This is a genomic window from Vreelandella sp. EE27 (assembly GCF_968206495.1).
Map to the genome: position 1 here is coordinate 3,621,787 of NZ_OZ309109.1, position 20,068 is coordinate 3,641,854.

The window sequence follows — 20,068 nt, forward strand, 5'->3', positions numbered from 1 at the left end:
TGCATCCACTATCGATGGCAAGGTGTCGTTTTACGTTTGCGCTTAAGTTTAAGCTTCTCTCCCATTATAAAGAGAGATGTTCATTTTTCCGCGCTTTTTGACTTCATACATCGCCTTGTCAGAGAGGGCCAGCAGCGTTGAGAGGTCTTGACCATGGAGCGGATAAAGTGATATGCCGACACTCACGCCGACGCGATAGTCCTTCGACGCTATCCTGATATTTCGGCTGATGTTTTTTATCAGCTTCTCTGCCAACAAAATCGATTGTTCGGGTTTATCCAGGTGGGCCGCTAATACCACGAATTCATCACCGCCCAAACGAGCGCAGACATCCGTCGCTCTTACGCAGCCGGTTATTCGTTGCGCCACTTTGGCAAGCACTTTATCGCCCACCTCGTGCCCCGCCGAGTCATTGATCGGTTTGAAATCATCGAGGTCTATAAAAATGACCGCCAGTAGCGTTCCAGAGCGCTCGGCAGAGCTGACCATATAATCAAAAATACCGTCCAGATACAGCTTGTTATTCATGCCCGTCAGCGCGTCGTAATGGGCCAAATGAAGCGCTTCGGCTTCGGCACGCTCCAATCTCGTTTTAAAGGAAAGAAACACGCCCGCCAGTAGAAACAGGTACAACCCCATCTTACTCACAGAGGTGATTATGAGTACGAAGGCGCCCCAGCCAGGAAAGCGCGCAAAGATCGGGTAAGCCATCATCCAATTAATCGAAAAAGCCAAACTAAAAAAAGAGATCCCGTACATAACGCCGCCGGGTAAGGCTTTTCTATTTTTAAAACAGATAATAGAAAGATAAAGCATCGTCAAGCAGAAAAACGCGGCGCCTAACGGTCTCAATAACCAAATGGATAAATCGAAAAACCAGACCGAAAAAAACCATACCTCTAAAAAGGCAGCGGCAAACCAAATGGCCACGATACTGCGCTTTAATTCTAAAAACCGGATAAGCCCAAGAATGAGTAAAGGCTTTTCTATGGTACCTAACACGAAGTAGAAAATCGTGGTTAACTCGTTTTGCAACGTGGGGTCTATGTAAATGAGTGAAAAGCGGGAAAGCAGTGCAAAAAGCAGCGCCATGCACCACCATCCAGGCCCACTTTTCGTACCGGGAACGTAGCTAATCCATAAAAAAAGAATTATCAACATTAAGTAAACAGTACAACCAAACACATTAATACTATTTTGCATCCGCGTACCTTTAAAACCCTCGATAACCAAGGCTGACTGATCGTCACTGGTAAAAGGGAGCTAAAAAATCCCGAAAATAAAAATTTTATCGAGAGCAATGTTTAACGCATTAAAATAAAGCAACTGCTAACTTAAAAAGGGTGAATACTCCCGAGACCTACTCCGCTGGCTCCTCCCGGGCGAACTGAGCACGGCCCTACCGGTTGAGTGAGCCGGGCTTGCCAGCACCTTGCCGCCAGATGCCAAGGTTGGAAGCAGCAGGCGCACTTAAATAATAGTAATAACCCAAAGCGATACTTCAAGAATTAATTAAAGCCTATCCCCCCGTGACGCAATGCCTAAATTAACCGTTTAAAACCCACTCAAATTCACCGTCATGATGCGTCTGACCCGAGAACACGCCGGACGTGCGTATCGTCGCGATACAAAAAAGGGGCGCGTGATCACTCAAAGGCTTTCTTTCAATGAATCCTGGCGCGCCCGGAAGGGCTCGATGACACATGTTAAGAAATTGTTTTATATTTAAATAATCGCAAAGCGCCCCTTGCCACATTTGACGCAATTCGAGAACAAACCAGGATCAGCGCCACGTGGCCAGGACGCCTACCGCCCCAAAAAGTCGAGAAGGGTGCTCGCCAGCGCCTCGGGGGCTTCCTCGGCCATGTGGTGGCCGCAGTCGAGGCCGTGCCCCTCCACCGATGTCGTCCACGGGCGCCAGACTTCGAGCACGTCGCCATAAAGGCGCTCCAGATCGTCACGCAGCGACCACAGCACCATCGCCGGGCATTGGAGGCGCTTGCCCTGTTCACGGTCCTGCCGGTCATGGAGGTGGTCCACGCTCAAGCCGGCCCGGTAGTCCTCGATCATGCCGTGAACGGTCGCCGGGTCGTGAATGGCCCGGCGAAAGTCCACGTAGGACGCCTCTCCCATCGCCTCACGACTTCCGCCATACCATGCATCCGGGTCGGCAAGAATGGCACGCTCGGGCTTGTCGAGCTGGGCGAAGAAGAACCAATGCCACCACTCGGTCGCGAAGCGCGCGTCGCAGCGCTCCAGCGCCTCGAGGATGGGTACGCCGTCGAGCATGACGGCCTTGTCGATCACCTCGGGATGATCCATCGCCGTGCGAAAGGCGGTGTAGCTGCCGCGGTCATGACCAACAACGGCGAAGCGCTCGAAGCCGAGGTGGCGCATCAGTGCGACGCAGTCCCGCGCCTTGGCGCGTTTGGAGGAGCCGGCATGGTCCGGCGTATCGACGGGCTTGGAGGATTCCCCAAAGCCTCGAAGATCAGGGCAAACGACGGTGTGATGCGCCGCCAGAAGCGGGGCGACGCGATGCCAGGTCATGTGGGTTCGAGGGTGGCCATGCAGTAACAGCACCGGCGGCCCCGAGCCGACATGTCTTACTCTCAACGTCGCCTCGGCCAGCTCGACCGTCTCCAGCTTGAATCCCTCGAACATCACTGCCCCCTTTGCCCACGTGGCGAAACGTTTCAGCGTAGACGTTCAGATAACGGATTGCTCGCCAAGAGCCAGGATGACCGGCGCTCGGCTGTGCATATTACACGCCAGAGAGGCTCGACCATTCGGGTGACTCTACACTCTGTTCTATACCACAAACGGGCTTGGATTCGGCAGGAACACTTGGCAAAGCGCGGGACAAAAACCGCTGATTTTGCTGTTTTTCTCGTCTACGGGGGAACTGACTGGAAGGCTTGAGAAGTCTGGATGGCGCGCCCGGCAGGATTCGAACCTGCGACCCTCGGCTTCGGAGGCCGATACTCTATCCAACTGAGCTACGGGCGCGTAGGGGGCGTATCCTACCTTTGTGGGCGGGCGCTGTCCAGCCGGGAAGCGGTAGACAGTACGGCGAACCGTTTGGCGCGTACCTGCCGCGCATTCGCGAGGCGCTGGCCGAGTAAACCGCGCTTGGCCGCCCGCGCTAAAAAGCCGCCCCAAGGGGTAATGCCGATCAGTTAAGGCTTTTGCCTACCCACAACGAGCGGTAAATCTATTGTAGCAGCGCGTTGCGCTGCGTCGCTGGCTAAAGCCTGCTCTTACGAGGGATGGGGCACGACTCCATTGTAGGAGCCCAATTTCATTGGGCGATGGCGGCGATAGCCGCCCTTCGGTGGCGACGGCACTTTTGGTTGCCATCATCACCAACCCCGGCAGCGCGTTGCGCTGCATCGCTGGCTGAAGCCTGCTCCTACAAGGGATGGATGCAAGATTTCGTTGTTGGGGAGCCCGCTTCAGCGGTGGTCCGATAATTCGGCGAATGGCGCCGTCAGGCGCCCTGGCCAAGCCGCCCGTCGCGAGCTAAAGCTCCGTCCCACAGGTGATAGCCAAGCTTAACTGATCGGCATTAGCCCCACGGGGCGGCTTTTGGCATCACAGGATGCGCTTAGGCGAGCACCTTGCCCGGGTTCAACAGCCCCTTCGGGTCGAGCGCCTGCTTCATGCGTTTCATCAGCGCGATCTCTTCTGGCGAGCGGGAGAGCGCCAGGTAGTCGCGCTTTTCCAGCCCCACGCCGTGCTCGGCGGAGATCGAGCCCTGGTACTTTGCAAGCGCCCCGTATACCTGCTCTTCCACGTCGCGGCGGCTATGCGGGCTTGCATCGCGCACGGTGATCATGATGTGCAGGTTGCCGTCGCCCAGGTGACCGAATACCACGAGTTGCGCGGTCTCCGGCCACTGCGCTTTCAGCTTCTCTTCGAGCGTGGTGACGTACTCGTCCATATGGGCGATGGGCAGGCTGATATCGAAAGAGAACATCGGGTTCAGCTCGTACACCAGGGTTTCGATGTCTTCACGGATGTCCCAGATGCCCTGGCGCTGGGTGCTGGAGTTCGCCAGCACCGCGTCCGTTATCAACTCCTCCTCCAGCGCCCTTTCGAGCACCGCGGCGAAGGCCTCGGCGTCCTGCTCCTCATTGCTGCCCAGGGTTTCGATGATGGCGTAAAAGGGCGAGTCGCCGGCGAGAATCTCGGCGTGTTTGGTGGCCTCACTGGTCATCAGCGCGTAGTGATTGTTCCAAAGCGCCTCGAAGGCGCTCAGGCTGTTGGCGAGCTCTTTGGAGGCAAGCTTCAAAAGCCCGGTGAGCGCCTCGAACGAGGGTACGGCGACCAGCGCGGTCTGTTCACTGGGCATCAGCGGCTGCAGGCGCAGCACCGCGCGGGTGACGATACCCAGCGTTCCTTCGCTGCCGATGAACATCTGCTTCAAATCATAACCGGCGTTGTTCTTGAGCATGGTGTTCATGGAGCTGACCACGGTGCCGTCGCTCAACACCGCTTCGAGGCCGAGCACTTGCTGGCGCATCATGCCGTAGCGAATCACCCGGATACCGCCGGCGTTGGTGGCAATGTTGCCGCCAATGGTGCAGGAGCCGCGCGCGCCCAGGTCGAGCGGAAACTGCATGTCGATCGCCTCGGCCGCTTCCTGCACGCTTTGCAGCGTGGCGCCGGCCTGCACCTGCATGGTCGAGCCCACCGCATCCGTCGATTCGATCTTGTTCATCAGCTCGAGGGACACGACCAGCTCGTTGGGGCTGGCCACCGCGCCGTGCACTACGCCGGTCAAGCCCCCGTGGGTCACCACCGCCTGCTTGGCGCCATGGCAAACGGCCATCACCTGGCTGAGCTGCTCGGTGCTTTGCGGGCGAATGATCGCCTTGGCTTCACAGGGGGCCTTGGTGAACCAGTCGACGCTGCGCTGGGCAACGTCGTCGCCCAGCAAAACGCCTTTTTTACCAACAATGTTCTCGAGCTCGTTAATCAACGTGTCCATGATCTCAACCTTGAGGGCGGGCCCTGACGCGATGGCCCGCCTGTTTTTAATTTAGCTATAGCGTATATAAAATCACCCCATAACCTTATAAGCGCGAAAGCCTGACCGGCAAGCATTGGGGGGTATGCAGGCTACCGCCAACGCAAGCCCCGCTCAAGCGCCCGGGGGCCATAGTGTTCTTTTGGCTAATACCGCCCTTTCAGGCGGGGAATTGCGCGCCAAAACCGCTATGGTAGAGCACGCACGCCGTTATAATACGCCCGCCAATCACTAAAAAAGCGACTCACCGAAGGACATCTCGTGGAACATCCAACCTCTTCTCCCTCTTTCAGATTCTCCCTGGCCCACCTGCGCGGCGCGCTCATGATTGCCGCCACAGGGCTTTTGGGTTTTACCAGCACGGCCAGCGCCGAGCTCCCGCAAACCTCGCTGCGCCTGGCCCACGTGGTCAATAGCGACGACACCTACCACCTCGCCGCGACCCGCTTTCAGGAGATTTTAAGCGAGCAAAGCGACGGCGCGATCAGCGTCGAGATCTTCCCCAACGCAAGCCTGGGCGACGAGCGCACCCTGCTCGAAGGCATGCAGATCGGCACCGTCGACATGGGTTTGATCACCAACGGGCCGGTGGCCAACTTCGTCGACGCGTTCTCGGTGTTCGAATTGCCGTTTCTCTTTCCCGATGCACAGGCCGCTTACGAAGTACTCGACGGCGAGATCGGCCAGGAGATTCTCGACTCGCTCGAAGACGTCAACCTGAAAGGCCTGGCCTTTGCCGAGCGCGGCTTTCGCAACATCACCAACAGCCGCCACCCGATCAATGAGCCGGCGGATCTGGACGGCCTGCGCCTGCGCGTGATCGAAAACGAAGTCTACGTGGATACCTTCCGCACCCTGGGCGCCAACGCCGTGCCCATGGCCTGGACCGAGGCGCTGACCGCCCTTCAGCAGGGCACCATCGACGGCCAGGAGAACCCGATCAACGCCATCCACGCGTTCAACCTGGCCGAGACCCAGGACTACCTGACCATGACGCGCCACATCTACGCCCCGGCGCTGTTCGTGATGAGCCTGCCCAAGTGGAACGCGCTCCCCGAAGAGGCGCAAACCCTGGTGCAGCAAGCCGCCCGCGAGGCTTCCCAATACGCCCGCGCGCAAAACGCCGAGATGGAAGCCGAGCAGCTCACCGCCCTGGAAGAAGCCGGCATGGAGATCAATGAATCGCCGGATATCGAGGCCTTCCAGGCGGCCGTGGCGCCGATCTACGAGCAGTATGGCGAGCAGTTCGGCGATTACCTACCGCGCATTCAAGAGGCGCTCGAGTAGGCCGCCATGTCGTTAACATCGTCATTGAACGCTGCCGTTTCGCTGTCGAGAGCCGTCGAGCGCGGCCTCGACGCCGTGCTCAAGCCCGTCGTGTTCGCCGGTATGGCCGCGCTCATCGGGGTGATCACGCTGCAGATCGTCTCGCGAGTGCTGTTCACCGCCGTGGGTTGGACCGAGGAGGTCGCGCGCTTTCTGCTGATCTGGATCACCTTTCTGGCGGGTACGCTGGCCTTTCAGCGTGGTCATCATATCGCCGTCACCTTCGCCGTCGATGCGCTGCCCGCAAGGCTTCGTCAGGCAGCGCGCTTTCTCGCCGTGCTCGCGGTGATTGCGTTCATGATCACGCTGATCGTGATCGGTTATCGCTACATGCAGGTGCAGAGTTTCCAGAAATCCGCCTCGCTGCGCCTGCCGATGTCCTACGTCTACGCAGTGATGCCAATCAGCGCCGCGATCATGGCCTGGTACGCGCTGGTGGATCTTTTCGAGATCGCCCTCGAGGGTGAGCCGAGAAAGCCGATGGGGGAGCAAACGCCATGACACTGCTTCTTTTTGGGCTCTTTTTCCTGCTGATGCTGCTGGGCGTACCCATCGCCTTCGCCATTGGGGCCAGTTCGCTCTACGCGCTTTACCAGGCCGGCGTGCCGCTGATGGTGGTCACCCAGCAGATGTTTCAGGGCATCAACTCGTTTGCGCTGGTCGCCATTCCGATGTTCATTCTGGCCGGCGATTTGATGGCCCAGGGCAAGGTGAGCGAGCGGCTGGTGAGCTTCGCGGACTCCCTGGTAGGCTTTATGCGCGGTGGGCTCTCGATCGTCTCCATCATGGCGGGCATGTTCTTCGCCGCGATTTCCGGCTCCGGGGCGGCGACCACCGCCGCGGTAGGCTCGAGCCTGGTGCCGGAGCTCAAACGCAAGGGCTACGAGCCCGCCTCGGCGGCCAGTTTGATCGCGGCCAGCGGCACCATCGGGGTGGTGATCCCGCCCTCGGTGCCCATGATCATCTACGCGGTGATCGCCCAGCAGTCGGTATCGACCCTCTTCTTGAACGGTTTTCTGCCGGGCCTGGCGATGGGCCTGGGCTTGATGGCCATTGCCATTACCCAGGCCTACAAGCGCCAGTACCCCAAGGGCACGCCGCTTTCACCCAAAACGATCTGGCGCACCTTCAAGTCCGCCAGTTGGGGGCTGATGACCCCAATAATCATTCTGGGCGGTATCTTCACCGGTATTTTTACGCCGAGTGAGGCCGCCGTGGTGGCGGTGAACTACGCGCTACTGGTGTCGCTGTTCGTCTACCGCGACTTAACGCTGCCCCAGGTGTATCGGCTACTGATCCGCTCGGCGATGACCACGGCGGTCATCATGCTGGTGATTGCGATGTCGGCGGTGCTGAGCTGGACGCTTTCGAGCTGGCAGGTGCCCGGCGCCATTGCCCAATCGGTACTGTCGCTCTCCACCGATCCGCTGGTCGTGATGCTGTTGGTGGTCGCGGTGATTCTGCTCACCGGGGTGTTCATCGAAACCGCCAGCGCCCTGATCATTCTCACGCCGGTCTTGCTGCCGTTGGTGCTGCAGCTCGGCATCGACCCGATCCACTTTGGCCTGATCATCGTGGTGGGGCTTTCGATTGGCATGATCACCCCGCCGGTGGCGATCAACTTATATGTGGCCTCCTCGGTTACCCAGCTCCCGCTGGAGCGCATTACTCGCGCGATCATCCCGTATCTACTCGGGCTGATCGGCGTGCTGCTTTTGGTGGTTTACGTGCCCATTTTCATGGGGTGGTCGGGAAACTAGCCGCCACGCGTTCCACACACTTTACGCGCACTGACGCCAGGGGCGTGCCAAACGGCACGCCCCTGGCGCAATAAGCTTCCTACGTGCCGGTATGAGATACCCAGGCCCTGGGTGGCGTAGGTTAATGTTGGCTTGATGCCAGCGTGACATTGACCGTGGTGCACGCCCTTTTAATGACCGTTTCAAACAAGCATAAGCGTGCATATTTATAATAAACAATCAGCACCGGGAGAGACCTGATGAACGAGTCTCGAGAATGGTCGTCGCCGTCGATACAGGCCGAGATCGACGCGCTTAAACACACGCCAGGCGCGCTCTTGCCAATTCTTCATGCCCTCCAGGACCGCTTTGGCTTTATCCCCAATGACGCCGTACCGCTCATCGCCGAGTCGCTCCAGCAGACTCGCGCCGAGGTACACGGTGTGATCAGTTTCTATCACCATTTTCGCACCACCCCGCCTGGGCGCCACGTCGTGCAGATATGTCGCGCCGAGGCGTGTCAGTCCGTGGGCGCACGCAAGCTCGAAGCCCACGCCAAAACGCGGCTGGGGGTGGATTACCACCAGACCACGCCGGACCAGGAGATCACCCTGGAAGCCGTTTACTGCCTGGGTAACTGCGCCTGCGGGCCGTCGATTCGCGTGGATGACCAGGTGCGCGGGCGCGTCACGCCGGAGACCTTCGACGAGCTGCTGGATGAGTTGCAAACGCGGCCGCTGGAGGTGATGGCATGAGTATTCGTGTATATGTCCCCCGTGATACCACCGCGCGCTCCGTGGGTGCCGACGCCGTGGCCAAGCGCCTGGAGCGCGAAGCCGCTGCCCGCCACGAAGGCATTAACATCGTGCGCAACGGCTCCCGGGGGCTTTTCTGGCTCGAACCGCTGGTCGAGGTGGAAACCGCTCAGGGCCGGTTTGCCTATGGGCCCGTTACCCCAAGCGATGTGCCCGCCCTACTCGACAGCGGCCTGCTCGAAGGCAACGTCAGCCACCCGCTGGCGCTCGGCCTAACGGAGGAAATCGACTATCTCGCCCGTCAGCAGCGCCTGACCTTTGCGCGTATCGGTATCACCGACCCACTATGTCTTGACGACTACCGCGCTCATCGCGGTTTTGCGGGCCTCGAGGCGGCGCTAAAGCTGACAAGTCAGGACATCGTCGAACAAGTGAAGGCCTCCGGGCTTCGCGGGCGCGGCGGTGCGGCGTTTCCCACCGGCATCAAGTGGCAGACGGTGCTGGACGCGCCGGCGGATCAAAAGTACATCGTGTGTAATGCCGACGAGGGCGACTCCGGCACCTTCGCCGACCGCCTCGCCATGGAGTGTGACCCTTACATGCTCATCGAGGGCATGGCCATCGCCGGGCTCGCCGTGGGCGCGACCCAAGGCTACATCTACCTGCGCTCGGAGTACCCGCTGGCCAAGGAGATATTGGACGAGGCCATCCGTCGCGCCAACGTTGCCGGGTATCTCGGCGATGACATCCGCGAAAGCGGTCGTGCCTTTCATCTGGAGGTGCGCCTGGGCGCCGGGGCCTACATCTGCGGCGAAGAGACCTCGCTTCTGGAAAGCCTGGAGGGCAAGCGCGGCATGGTGCGCTTCAAGCCGCCGCTGCCCGCCATCGAAGGCCTGTTTGGCCGCCCCACCGTGGTTAACAACGTGCTTTCGCTCGCCGCGGTGCCGTTTATTCTCGCCGAAGGCGCGGCGGCCTACGCCGACCACGGCATGGGCCGCTCCCGGGGCACGCTGGCGCTTCAGTTGGCGGGCAACGTCAAGCGCGGCGGGCTTATCGAGCTTGCCTTCGGCACCACATTGCGAGCGCTGATGGAGGAGTTCGGCGGCGGCACGCTAAGCGGCAAGCCCTTGCGCGCCGTGCAGGTGGGCGGGCCGCTGTGTGCTTACCTGCCGGAGAGCCAGTGGGATATGCCGCTGGATTACGAAACCTTCGCCGAGGTCGGCGCGGGGGTGGGCCACGGCGGCGTGGTGATGTTCGATGAAAGTGTCGACATGGCCGAGCAGGCGCGCTTCTCGATGGAGTTCTGCAAGGTGGAGTCGTGTGGCAAGTGCACGCCGTGCCGGATCGGCTCGACCCGCGGCGTGGAGGTGATCGATCGCATTCGCACCGATGACCACCGCGCGGATAACCTCGCCCTGCTCCACGATCTATGCGAGACGATGGTGGATGGCTCGCTCTGCGCCATGGGCGGTATGACGCCCTTCCCGGTACAGAGCGCGCTGAACCACTTTTCTGAAGACTTCCAGCGCTCGGCCAGTGGAGAACGCTCATGATTGAACATTTCGATCCCCGGCGCCAGGCCAACAGCGTCGATTTCAGCAAGGACTACGGCACGCCCTCCCCGACCCCGGGTGCCGCCGCCGTTAGTCTGGAGATCGACGGCGTCGCCATCAGCGTACCGGAAGGCACCTCGGTGCTGCGCGCCGCGGCACTCGCCGACATCAGCATTCCCAAGCTCTGCGCCACGGACAACCTGGAAGCCTTTGGCTCCTGCCGGCTCTGCGCGGTAGAGGTCGAAGGCCGGCGGGGGCTGCCCGCCTCCTGCACCACGCCGGTGGTCGAAGGCATGAGGGTGACGACCCAAAACGAGCGCCTGGCCAAGCTGCGCCGGGGCGTGATGGAGCTCTACATTTCCGACCACCCGCTGGACTGTTTGACCTGCTCCGCCAACGGCGACTGCGAACTGCAGGACATGGCCGGCAGCGTCGGCCTGCGCGAAGTGCGCTACGGCTTTAGCGGCGAAAATCACCTGGACGCCGAAAAAGACACCTCCAACCCCTACTTCACGTTTGATCCGAGCAAGTGCATCGTCTGCTCGCGCTGCGTGCGCGCCTGCGACGAGGTGCAGGGCACCTTCGCGCTGACCATCGACGGCCGCGGCTTCGACTCCAAGGTCTCGGCGGGTCAGGACGAAGCGTTCATGGACTCGGACTGCGTCTCCTGTGGCGCCTGCGTGCAGGCCTGCCCCACGGCTACGCTGATGGAAAAGAGCGTGATCGACCAGGGCGTGCCGGACAGAAGCGTGGTGACCACCTGCGCCTACTGCGGCGTGGGCTGCTCGTTCGAGGCCCAGATGAAGGGCGACAAGCTGGTGCGCATGGTGCCCTATAAAGGCGGCGACGCGAACCACGGCCACTCCTGCGTGAAGGGGCGCTTTGCCATCGGCTACGCTTCCCACCCGGACCGCCTGACCACGCCGATGATCCGCGACACCATCGACCAGCCCTGGCGCGAGGCCAGCTGGGAAGAGGCGATCAGCTTTGCCGCCAACCGGCTGAAATCGATTCAAACCGAGCACGGCCGTGAGAGCATCGGCGGCATTACCTCCTCGCGCTGCACCAACGAGGAAACCTATCTCGTGCAGAAGCTGATCCGCGCGGCGTTTGGTAACAACAACACCGACACCTGCGCTCGGGTCTGCCACTCGCCGACCGGCTACGGCTTGAAAACCACCCTCGGCGAATCCGCCGGCACCCAAACCTTTGATTCGGTCATGAAGTCCGACGCGATCATCGTCATCGGCGCCAACCCTACCGACGCTCACCCGGTGTTTGGCTCGATGATGCGCAAGCGCCTGCGCCAGGGCGCGAAGCTGATCGTCGCCGACCCGCGCCGTATCGACCTTTTAAAGACCCCGCACATGAGCGAGGCCCAGCATCTGCCGCTACGCCCGGGCACCAACGTCGCGCTGGTCAATGCCCTGGGCCACGTGGTGGTCACCGAAGGGCTCGAGGACAAAGACTTCGTTGCCAAGCGCTGCGACACCGATGCCTACCAGAGCTGGCGTGCGTTCATCAGTGAAGAGCGCCACTCGCCGGAGGCCTCTGAGCTGATTACCGGCGTGCCTGCCGAGGCCGTCCGCCAGGCCGCGCGCACCTACGCCACCGCCGGCAACGGCGCGATCTACTACGGGCTGGGCGTGACCGAGCACAGCCAGGGCTCCACCATGGTAATGGGCATCGCCAACCTGGCTTTGGCCACCGGCAACATCGGCCGCGAAGGCGTGGGTGTGAACCCGCTGCGCGGCCAGAACAACGTGCAGGGCTCCTGCGACATGGGCTCCTTCCCCCATGAGCTACCGGGCTACCAACACGTGGCGGACCCCGCCGCTCGCGGGCGTTTCGAGTCAGTGTGGGGCGTAAAACTCGACGACGAGCCGGGCCTGCGCATTCCCAACATGTTTGACGCGGCGATTGAGGGCACCTTCAAGGCGATGTACGTGCAGGGCGAGGATATCGCTCAGTCCGACCCCAACACCCAGCACGTTGAGGCCGCACTGCGCTCGCTGGACTGCCTGATCGTGCAGGATATTTTCCTCAACGAGACGGCCAAGTTCGCCCACGTGCTGCTGCCCGGCTCCAGCTTTCTGGAGAAGGACGGCACCTTCACTAACGCCGAGCGGCGTATCAACCGGGTACGCAAGGTCATGTCGCCGGTGGCGGGCAAGCAGGATTGGGAGGTAACCCAGGATCTGGCGAACGCGCTGGGCTACCCGATGAACTACACCCATCCGTCGGAAATCATGGACGAGATCGCCTCGCTTGCGCCGAGCTTCGCAGGCGTCAGCTTTGAAAAGCTCGAGCAGTACGGAAGCCTGCAGTGGCCGTGCAACGACGACAACCCGCTCGGCATGCCGACCATGCACGAGTTCAGCTTCCCGATCGGGCTTGGCCGCTTCGCGATCACCGAGTACGTCGCCACCGAGGAGCGCGCTAACCGGCGCTTCCCGCTTTTGTTGACCACCGGGCGGATTCTCAGCCAGTACAACGTGGGCGCCCAGACCCGGCGCACCCACAACCAGCACTGGCACGACGAAGACGTGCTGGAACTGCACCCATCCGATGCCGAACTTCGCGGCGTGAAGGACGGCGACAGGCTGGGCATTACCAGCCGCTCCGGGCAGACGGTGCTACGCGCCCGGCTTAGCGATCGCATGCAACCTGGGGTAGTCTATACGACGTTCCACCACCCCGGCAGTGGCGCCAACGTGATTACCACCGATAACTCGGATTGGGCCACCAACTGCCCCGAATACAAGGTGACCGCCGTGCAGGTCGAAAAAGTCAGCCAGCCCTCCGCTTGGCAGCAGCGTTTCAGCACCTTCGATCAAACTCAGAAGGGCCATCTGGCAAGGGCTCAACAGGAGGCGCCATGAGCGTGCCTTCTGACGACAACGCCCTGGCGCGCCTCGAGGTCGAGGTGCGTCGGTATCACGATGGCTGGCAAGGCCAGGCCGAACAGGACGCTTTGGCCCAGGAAGTGCCGGTCGCGTTGATCTATAACGGCATTTCCCACGCGGTGATGATGGCAAGCCCGGGCGCCCTCGAGGATCTGGCGCTGGGCTTTAGCCTGACCGAAGGCATCATCGCGCATCCTCACGAGTGCTACGACTGGGAGGTCGTGGAAGAAGAGCACGGCCTGGCCGTTCACCTGGACATCGCCACCGAGCGTTTGATGGCGCTGAAAGAGCGCCGGCGCAGCATGACCGGGCGCACCGGCTGCGGACTTTGCGGCACCGAAGCCCTCGACCAGGCGATTCGCCCGATCCCCCGGGTAGCGGCGCCCGCCATCGAGGACGCCGCCATTGCCCAGGCGCTGGCAACACTTGCCGACCATCAGCCGCTCAAGGCCGCCACCGGCGCGGTGCACGGCGCGGCCTGGTGTAACGCGAAGGGTGAGATCCAGCGGGTGCGCGAGGACGTGGGCCGCCACAACGCCCTGGACAAGCTCATTGGCTCGCTGGCCAAAAGCGAGACGCCGCTCATCGAGGGCTTCGTACTGGTCTCCAGCCGGGCCAGCTACGAGATGGTGCACAAGTGCGCCAGCGCCGGTATCGGTGCGCTGGTGGCCGTTTCCGCCGCCACGGCGCTGGCCGTCAAGCAGGCCGAGGCGGCCGACTTGCTGCTCGTCGGCTTCGCCCGCGGCAACCGCCATGTGATCTACCACCGCCCAAACGCGGCGCACCCTCAAGGAGACGCGTCATGTCGGCCAACGACGACAACCTGATTCATATGACCAACCAGATCGCCGCCAACCTGGGCGGCGGGCGCGACGAAGAAGCTACCGCAGAGGCCACCTGCCGCCATCTCGAAACTTTCTGGGCCCGCGCCATGAAAAAGCGCCTGGTGGAAAGCCTTCAACGAGAAGAGAGCGGACTTTCACCGGCCGCTCACCGGGCGGCAACGCTATTGTCCGACCGGCTCGATAAGCGTCAGGCAAGCTGAATACCTACTTTGAAACAACAACGTCAAAAAAGCTTCAAGCGCCATTTTTTTCTTTGTGAGCGACTATTTAGCCTCAAGAAACGACTAATTCCGGCGATAAAATACGCTTTATAACCTGGGTTAAGGTGATTGAGGGCCGTGGCGTCCACTGTGTGCGTGTGGTGGCCAAGGATGGCCCGTTTGGACAAGGACTGCACCACACGCTTTTAGGCCGCTCTGACCATTTAACCGCCTGGTCAGAGCGGCCTTTTTAATTAAAAAAAGCGCTATTGCCCCCCGCTTACGCCGTCGCGCTTTGGCCGCGGCGCTCCTCCAGCATCCCTTTATCGAGAATGAAGCGGATGATCTCCTCGAGACCTACGCCGTCGTACAGGTTCGTGAACACGAAGGGCCGCTCGCCGCGCATTTTCTTCGAGTCCCGCTCCATGACCTCGAGTGAGGCGTGCACCTGCTCGGCAATGTCGATCTTGTTGATGATCAGCAAATCGGATTTGGTAATGCCCGGGCCACCCTTGCGCGGAATCTTGTCGCCGGCGGAGACGTCGATCACGTAGAGCGTGAGATCGGAAAGCTCCGGGCTGAAGGTCGCCGACAAATTATCGCCGCCGGACTCCACCATCACAAGCTCAAGGCCCGGGTGGCGCGCCTGCAGGTCGTCGATCGCCGCCAGGTTCATCGAGGCGTCTTCGCGAATCGCGGTGTGCGGGCAACCGCCGGTCTCCACGCCCAGAATGCGGTCCGCCGGGAGCGCGTCGTGCTTGAGCAGAAAGTCCGCGTCTTCGCGGGTGTAGATATCGTTGGTCACCACGGCGATGTCGTAGTGATCGCGCAGCGCAAGGCAGAGCTGCTTGAGTAGTGCGGTCTTGCCGGAGCCTACCGGGCCACCGACCCCTACGCGTAAACAGTGTGTCATGTCGTTCTCCTCGATCGGTCCATCAGCTTCTAAAAAGCCGCGAATATTGGGTTTCGTGCAGGGCACTGGCCAGCGCCACGCCGGGCAGTATCGGCCCCAGTGCGTCGTCATCGAGCACCAGCGCCGCGTCTACCGCCTCTACCAGCGCGGGGCGCAGCCGCTCGATGATGCGCTGGGCCGCAGTGTGGCCCAGGGGCAGCGCCTTGCAGGCCACCGCCAACTGATTTTCGAGCCACGCCCAGCCAAAGCCGATCAGCGCCTGGCGCGGGCCTACGCCACGCCGGTGGGCGGTGTAGGTAAAGAGCGTCACGTAACCCGCTTGCTCGGGCAGAAGCCCGGCCTGGGGTAGCAGCTCGAGGCTTGCCAGCAGGCGCTTGAGTGACGCCCCCAGGCGGCTATCCTCGGCGGCCAGCTCGAAGGTTTCCCGGGTGGCGGCGAGCCACGCGTCCCACTCGGCTATGGCGGTGCTGTCGTCTTCATCGAACGCCTTGAAAAGCCTGGCGATGACCGGCAGCTCGCAGCGGGTCAGGCCGTCTTCCAGCACGCCCTCCAGCCACGCGGCCAGGCTCGCCTCGTCGCTGACCCAGCCAAGCTCGAAGGCGCTTTCCAGCCCCTGAGAGAACGCGAAGGCGCCGATGGGCAGCGCCGGGCTTACCAGTTGCATCAACCCCAAAAGGGCCAGGTCGCTGTCGGTCTCAGTGCTCATGGGCGTGATCGTGATCGTGATCGTGATGGTCGTGGCTGTGTCCGTGATCGTGGGAGTGGCCGTGGGAATGCCCTCCCACCTGATTGTAGGCGCCGGGCTCCGGGTCGAACGTGGCCTCGCCATGCTCGAGCGTGGCGCCGAGTAGCGTGGCTAGCTCCTCCAGCACGTGATCCGGCGGAAAGCGCACCCAGCCGCCCTGGGCGTCTTCACCGAGGGCCAGCTGCACGTGGCGGTTGCCCAGATGGTAGGCCAGCCGCGCCAGGGGCAGGCCCGCTTCGATACGCGCGGTGACCACCGGCTCGATGGCGGCGCACACGCGGATCACCTCGCCGCTTTCGGCTTTCAAGCCCTCGCCGCTTCGCAGCACCGGGCCACGGTCGAGAAACAGCCCCAGCGCCCGGCCGCCGTCGCTTTCGGCCTTCAGGCGGCCGCGAATGCGCAGCTCGAAGGGCAGCGTGAGCGTGTCGGTGGCCGCGCTTTCGTCTATCGGGCCTAGACGTTCTATCAGTTTCAGCATGATCGACCTCTTGATCATCCAATCAATTGAGTTTTTACCATGAGCCCTTGTTCTGTAGGGGTCGCTTTAGCTAGCGATCTCTTTAAGGGGGCGCCGCGAGCAGGGGAAGGCTAGCGCCTTCCATCGCCGGATGAATCCAGCTCCTACAAGGGCGAGCCCACGCCCCCGTAGGAGCCGCTTTAGCTAGCGACGGTTTCTAGAACAGGTGATAGCGCTGGGCCAGTGGAAGCTCGGTGGCGGGCTCGCAGGTCAGGAGCTCGCCGTCGCAGCGCACTTCATAGGTTTGCGGGTCCACGCTGAGTTCCGGGCAGGCGTCGTTGAGCTTCATGTCCTTTTTGCGAACGCCGCGCACGTTCTTGCACGCGGATAGCGCGCTTTGCAGCCCCAGGCGCTCCTTGATGCCCGCGTCGATCGAGGCCTGGCTTACGAAGTTGAGCCGGGTCTGGCTCGCCGCGCGGCCAAAGGCGCCGAACATGTGGCGGTAGTGCACCGGCTGCGGCGTGGGGATCGAGGCGTTGGGGTCGCCCATGGGGGCGGCGGCGATCATGCCGCCTTTCAAAATCAGCGACGGTTTCACGCCGAAAAATGCCGGTTTCCAGAGCACGAGATCCGCAAGCTTACCCACCTCGACAGAGCCCACTTCATGCGCGATGCCGTGGGTGATCGCCGGGTTGATGGTGTACTTGGCGATATAACGCTTGGCGCGCAGGTTGTCCGCACCCAATGCCTCGTCTTCGGGCAGCAACCCGCGCTGGGTCTTCATCTTGTGCGCGGTCTGCCAGGTGCGGCAGACCACTTCGCCCACCCGGCCCATGGCCTGGGAGTCCGAGGCGATCATCGAGATTACGCCCAAATCGTGCAGAATGTCTTCGGCGGCGATGGTTTCCCGGCGGATGCGCGAATCGGCGAAGGCGACGTCTTCCGGGATGTTCGGGTCCAGGTGGTGGCACACCATCAGCATGTCCAGATGCTCGTCGATGGTATTCACCGTGTAAGGGCGCGTCGGGTTGGTGGAGGACGGCAGCACGTACTCCTTGGCGCAGGCCGTCAGGATATCCGGCGCGTGGCCGCCGCCCGCCCCTTCGGTGTGGTAGGTGTGAATGCCGCGCTCCTTGAACGCCGCGAGCGTATCCTCCACAAAGCCCGACTCGTTGAGCGTGTCGGTGTGAATCGCGATCTGCACATCATACCTTTCCGCCACGCTCAGGCAGTTGTCGATCGATGCCGGCGTGGTGCCCCAGTCCTCGTGAAGCTTGAGGCCCATGGCACCGGCTTCAAGCTGCGCTTCCAGGCCTTCCGGCAGGCTGGCGTTGCCCTTGCCGAGCAGGCCGATGTTCATGGGCAGGTCGTCCACCGCCTGGAGCATCTTGCCGATGTGCCAGGCGCCGGGCGTACAGGTGGTGGCGTTGGAGCCGGTGGCCGGGCCCGTACCGCCGCCCAGCATAGTGGTCACGCCGCTCATCAGCGCCTCTTCCACCTGCTGGGGGCAGATGAAGTGGATGTGCGCGTCGATGCCGCCGGCGGTGAGAATCTTGCCTTCCCCGGCGATCACTTCGGTGCCGGGGCCGATGACGATCTCGACGTCCGGCTGGGTGTCCGGGTTACCGGCCTTGCCGATCGCCGCGATGCGCCCGTTTTGCAGACCGACATCGGCCTTGACGATGCCCCACCAGTCGACAATCAAGGCGTTGGTGATCACGGTGTCCATCACCGCCTCATCGACGCGCTGGCTCTGGCCCATACCGTCGCGGATCACCTTGCCGCCACCAAATTTTACTTCGTCGCCGTAGTGGGTGGCATCACGCTCGACTTCGATCCACAGCTCGGTGTCGCCCAGGCGCACACGGTCACCCACCGTGGGGCCGTACATGTCCGCGTAGGCCTGGCGGCTGATTTTATTGGTCGTCATTGATTGTCTCCTTCCAGCGGCCCCATCACGTCACCGCGAAAACCGTAGATCTCGCGCTTGCCGACGAACGGGATCAGCGTGACTTCCCGGGTCTGGCCCGGCTCGAAGCGAATGGCGGTGCCTGCCGCCACGTCCAGACGAAAACCGCGGGTCTTGTCGCGATCGAACACAAGCGCCGGGTTGGCCTCGGCAAAGTGGTAGTGCGACCCCAGCTGCACCGGCCGGTCGCCGGTATTGGCGACCTCCACCGTGATGCGCTCGCGGCCCACGCACAGCTCGATATCGCCCTCTTTTAACTGATATTCGCCAGGAATCATGGCGCTCTCCTGTTTTTTGTGACAGGTGAGTAGTGAATGGTAAGTGGTGAGTGGTGGTATCAACCCCATGATTCACGCATACGCAAAGCACTACTCACGATTCACGATTCACACAATCGGCGTATGGACGGTCACGAGTTTCGTGCCATCGGGAAACGTGGCTTCGACCTGCACCTCATCGACCATCTCGGCCACGCCATCCATCACGTCCTCGCGGCTGAGGATCTCGCGGCCAAAACTCATCAGCTCCGCCACGCTCTTGCCGTCGCGGGCGCCTTCGATAATCTCAAAGCTAATCAGCGCCACCGCTTCCGGGTAGTTGAGCTTCAGGCCACGTGCGCGGCGCCGCTCGGCCAACTGGGCGGCGGAAAACAGCAGCAGCTTGTCTTTGTCTCGTGGGGTCAATTCCATGGGGCGTCGTCCTTAAAAGAGGGATTACGTTAACCAGATGCGCGGCGTATGGGCCTCGCGCTCGATCAGGCGCGGGCGCAAAAGCCGCCAGGCTTGCTCGCAAAGCGCCCAGGCTTCATTACGTGATTGGCCCAGAAAACGCAGCAGCAGCACGCCGTGGCGCTGCGTGACCGCCCAGTGCGGGCTATCCGGCAGCGCCTCGCGCAGCGCCTCGACGGCTTGCTGATTATCATCGAGCCCTACCGCCCACAGCGTGGCCTGCACGGTGGCACCGCCCTGGCCCCAGCGGCCCACAAAGCGCGGGTGTAATGGGTCCAGCGGCTGGCGCTCGAGCCATAGGGGCTTGCCATCCTGGGTCAAACGAAAGTGCTGCTCGATACGCCCGGAAACGAACGGCAATTCGCTTGCCGGGCGGCCCAGCGCCATGACTTCCCAACCAAGGCATTTAGCACTGCCGTGAAGGGCGATATGGGTGTGCTGCTCGCCTTTCGAGCCATCAAAAGCAATGGTTTCCTGGGGCAGCCACTCGAGCACCGCGCCGTCGTCCACGGTGAGCCTGGTACGCTGGGTCCAGGCCACGCCCTGGCTGTCCGCCTTATAGAGCTTGTTGGCCGCGGGCGTGGTCAAAAGCGCGTGGGCGCCGGGCTCAATATGGGCGCTAATGGTCAGCGCATCGCCGCTGACCAGGCCCCCGGGTGGGTGCAGCACGTAAACGTGGCACGCCTGGCCACGGCCTTCCGGGTAGAAGGGGCGTTGTACGCGAAGTGGACCCTGGTGGCGCGCCTGGACCAGACGCGTGGCGCCGTCGCGGTGGGCGAAAACCAGGCCCAGTGAAGCCGCCCAACGGCGACTTTTATCGAAGCGGTGGCCGGAAGACGCGAGCGAAGGTGCGCTATCGCATAAGGTCATAGGAGCTGTCGCTTTTGTCCGTTAAACAAT

General features: G+C 61.8%; 18 protein-coding genes and 1 tRNA gene. 8 read left to right on the forward strand and 11 right to left on the reverse strand.

Going from position 1 to position 20,068, the window contains the following annotated elements; translation table 11 throughout:
- Positions 1–48: 48 nt before the first annotated feature.
- The 4 genes from ACWHVV_RS16980 to ACWHVV_RS16995 form a co-directional block, all read right to left on the reverse strand.
- A complete protein-coding gene (locus ACWHVV_RS16980; protein WP_447927259.1) occupies positions 49–1,092 on the reverse strand; it encodes a diguanylate cyclase domain-containing protein in 1,044 nt (347 codons plus the stop codon).
- A gap of 714 nt (positions 1,093–1,806) precedes the next feature.
- Positions 1,807–2,664, reverse strand: coding sequence for an alpha/beta fold hydrolase (locus tag ACWHVV_RS16985; RefSeq protein WP_447927260.1), 858 nt, complete (start codon positions 2,662–2,664; stop codon positions 1,807–1,809).
- Positions 2,665–2,932: 268 nt separating this feature from the next.
- Positions 2,933–3,009, reverse strand: a tRNA-Arg gene (locus tag ACWHVV_RS16990).
- A gap of 598 nt (positions 3,010–3,607) precedes the next feature.
- Positions 3,608–4,993 (reverse strand): FAD-binding oxidoreductase, encoded by a 1,386-nt coding sequence (locus ACWHVV_RS16995; protein WP_447927261.1) that lies wholly within the window; start codon positions 4,991–4,993, stop codon positions 3,608–3,610.
- Positions 4,994–5,356: 363 nt separating this feature from the next.
- On the opposite strand from ACWHVV_RS16995, the gene ACWHVV_RS17000 reads away from it, so the two are divergent.
- The 8 genes from ACWHVV_RS17000 (at position 5,357) to ACWHVV_RS17035 (ending at position 14,356) form a co-directional block, all read left to right on the forward strand.
- Positions 5,357–6,319: a TRAP transporter substrate-binding protein gene (locus tag ACWHVV_RS17000; protein ID WP_447929179.1), complete on the forward strand. Its 963-nt coding sequence runs from the start codon at positions 5,357–5,359 to the stop codon at positions 6,317–6,319.
- Positions 6,320–6,325: 6 nt separating this feature from the next.
- Positions 6,326–6,859, forward strand: a complete 534-nt coding sequence (locus ACWHVV_RS17005) for a TRAP transporter small permease (protein WP_447927262.1) — start codon at positions 6,326–6,328, stop codon at positions 6,857–6,859.
- The gene (locus ACWHVV_RS17010) at positions 6,856–8,118 is read left to right on the forward strand and encodes a TRAP transporter large permease (protein ID WP_447894555.1); all 1,263 of its coding nucleotides are present in this window, start codon (positions 6,856–6,858) and stop codon (positions 8,116–8,118) included. Before ACWHVV_RS17005 ends, ACWHVV_RS17010 begins: the two co-directional genes overlap by 4 nt.
- 239 nt (positions 8,119–8,357) lie before the next feature.
- Positions 8,358–8,852, forward strand: a complete 495-nt coding sequence (locus ACWHVV_RS17015) for a formate dehydrogenase subunit gamma (protein ID WP_447927263.1) — start codon at positions 8,358–8,360, stop codon at positions 8,850–8,852.
- Positions 8,849–10,405 (forward strand): formate dehydrogenase beta subunit, encoded by a 1,557-nt coding sequence (locus tag ACWHVV_RS17020; protein ID WP_447927264.1) that lies wholly within the window; start codon positions 8,849–8,851, stop codon positions 10,403–10,405. The genes ACWHVV_RS17015 and ACWHVV_RS17020 overlap by 4 nt, the downstream gene beginning before the upstream one ends.
- Positions 10,402–13,287, forward strand: coding sequence for a formate dehydrogenase subunit alpha (fdhF, locus tag ACWHVV_RS17025; RefSeq protein ID WP_447927265.1), 2,886 nt, complete (start codon positions 10,402–10,404; stop codon positions 13,285–13,287). The genes ACWHVV_RS17020 and fdhF overlap by 4 nt, the downstream gene beginning before the upstream one ends.
- Complete coding sequence (fdhD, locus tag ACWHVV_RS17030; protein ID WP_447927266.1) at positions 13,284–14,138, forward strand: formate dehydrogenase accessory sulfurtransferase FdhD; 855 nt, start codon at positions 13,284–13,286, stop codon at positions 14,136–14,138. The genes fdhF and fdhD overlap by 4 nt, the downstream gene beginning before the upstream one ends.
- A complete protein-coding gene (locus tag ACWHVV_RS17035) occupies positions 14,114–14,356 on the forward strand; it encodes a formate dehydrogenase subunit delta (protein WP_447927267.1) in 243 nt (80 codons plus the stop codon). Before fdhD ends, ACWHVV_RS17035 begins: the two co-directional genes overlap by 25 nt.
- Before the next feature lie 280 nt (positions 14,357–14,636).
- Here the strand turns inward: ACWHVV_RS17035 and ureG are convergent, their stop codons facing one another.
- The 7 genes from ureG to ACWHVV_RS17070 form a co-directional block, all read right to left on the reverse strand.
- Positions 14,637–15,269, reverse strand: coding sequence for an urease accessory protein UreG (gene ureG, locus ACWHVV_RS17040; RefSeq protein ID WP_447927268.1), 633 nt, complete (start codon positions 15,267–15,269; stop codon positions 14,637–14,639).
- A gap of 22 nt (positions 15,270–15,291) precedes the next feature.
- Entirely contained in the window at positions 15,292–15,975 is a 684-nt protein-coding gene (locus tag ACWHVV_RS17045) for an urease accessory protein UreF (RefSeq protein WP_447927269.1), read from the reverse strand.
- A complete protein-coding gene (gene ureE / locus ACWHVV_RS17050; RefSeq protein ID WP_447927270.1) occupies positions 15,965–16,492 on the reverse strand; it encodes an urease accessory protein UreE in 528 nt (175 codons plus the stop codon). The genes ACWHVV_RS17045 and ureE overlap by 11 nt, the downstream gene beginning before the upstream one ends.
- A 196-nt stretch (positions 16,493–16,688) precedes the next feature.
- Entirely contained in the window at positions 16,689–18,401 is a 1,713-nt protein-coding gene (gene ureC / locus ACWHVV_RS17055; protein ID WP_447927271.1) for an urease subunit alpha, read from the reverse strand.
- Positions 18,398–18,718: an urease subunit beta gene (locus ACWHVV_RS17060; RefSeq protein ID WP_447927272.1), complete on the reverse strand. Its 321-nt coding sequence runs from the start codon at positions 18,716–18,718 to the stop codon at positions 18,398–18,400. Before ACWHVV_RS17060 ends, ureC begins: the two co-directional genes overlap by 4 nt.
- A 108-nt stretch (positions 18,719–18,826) precedes the next feature.
- A complete protein-coding gene (locus tag ACWHVV_RS17065) occupies positions 18,827–19,129 on the reverse strand; it encodes an urease subunit gamma (RefSeq protein ID WP_447927273.1) in 303 nt (100 codons plus the stop codon).
- Between the two features lie 24 nt (positions 19,130–19,153).
- Positions 19,154–20,038: an urease accessory protein UreD gene (locus tag ACWHVV_RS17070; protein ID WP_447927274.1), complete on the reverse strand. Its 885-nt coding sequence runs from the start codon at positions 20,036–20,038 to the stop codon at positions 19,154–19,156.
- Positions 20,039–20,068: the final 30 nt, after the last annotated feature.

Bases quoted from the DNA above. Each gene is read 5' to 3' on its own strand.
- ACWHVV_RS16980 (WP_447927259.1), bottom strand. From the start codon at position 1,092: ATGGCGCTGCTTTTTGCACTGCTTTCCCGCTTTTCACTCATTTACATA.
- ACWHVV_RS16985 (WP_447927260.1), bottom strand. From the start codon at position 2,664: ATGTTCGAGGGATTCAAGCTGGAGACGGTCGAGCTGGCCGAGGCGACG.
- ACWHVV_RS16995 (WP_447927261.1), bottom strand. From the start codon at position 4,993: ATGGACACGTTGATTAACGAGCTCGAGAACATTGTTGGTAAAAAAGGC.
- ACWHVV_RS17000 (WP_447929179.1), top strand. From the start codon at position 5,357: ATGATTGCCGCCACAGGGCTTTTGGGTTTTACCAGCACGGCCAGCGCC.
- ACWHVV_RS17005 (WP_447927262.1), top strand. From the start codon at position 6,326: ATGTCGTTAACATCGTCATTGAACGCTGCCGTTTCGCTGTCGAGAGCC.
- ACWHVV_RS17010 (WP_447894555.1), top strand. From the start codon at position 6,856: ATGACACTGCTTCTTTTTGGGCTCTTTTTCCTGCTGATGCTGCTGGGC.
- ACWHVV_RS17015 (WP_447927263.1), top strand. From the start codon at position 8,358: ATGAACGAGTCTCGAGAATGGTCGTCGCCGTCGATACAGGCCGAGATC.
- ACWHVV_RS17020 (WP_447927264.1), top strand. From the start codon at position 8,849: ATGAGTATTCGTGTATATGTCCCCCGTGATACCACCGCGCGCTCCGTG.
- fdhF (WP_447927265.1), top strand. From the start codon at position 10,402: ATGATTGAACATTTCGATCCCCGGCGCCAGGCCAACAGCGTCGATTTC.
- fdhD (WP_447927266.1), top strand. From the start codon at position 13,284: ATGAGCGTGCCTTCTGACGACAACGCCCTGGCGCGCCTCGAGGTCGAG.
- ACWHVV_RS17035 (WP_447927267.1), top strand. From the start codon at position 14,114: ATGTCGGCCAACGACGACAACCTGATTCATATGACCAACCAGATCGCC.
- ureG (WP_447927268.1), bottom strand. From the start codon at position 15,269: ATGACACACTGTTTACGCGTAGGGGTCGGTGGCCCGGTAGGCTCCGGC.
- ACWHVV_RS17045 (WP_447927269.1), bottom strand. From the start codon at position 15,975: ATGAGCACTGAGACCGACAGCGACCTGGCCCTTTTGGGGTTGATGCAA.
- ureE (WP_447927270.1), bottom strand. From the start codon at position 16,492: ATGCTGAAACTGATAGAACGTCTAGGCCCGATAGACGAAAGCGCGGCC.
- ureC (WP_447927271.1), bottom strand. From the start codon at position 18,401: ATGACGACCAATAAAATCAGCCGCCAGGCCTACGCGGACATGTACGGC.
- ACWHVV_RS17060 (WP_447927272.1), bottom strand. From the start codon at position 18,718: ATGATTCCTGGCGAATATCAGTTAAAAGAGGGCGATATCGAGCTGTGC.
- ACWHVV_RS17065 (WP_447927273.1), bottom strand. From the start codon at position 19,129: ATGGAATTGACCCCACGAGACAAAGACAAGCTGCTGCTGTTTTCCGCC.
- ACWHVV_RS17070 (WP_447927274.1), bottom strand. From the start codon at position 20,038: ATGACCTTATGCGATAGCGCACCTTCGCTCGCGTCTTCCGGCCACCGC.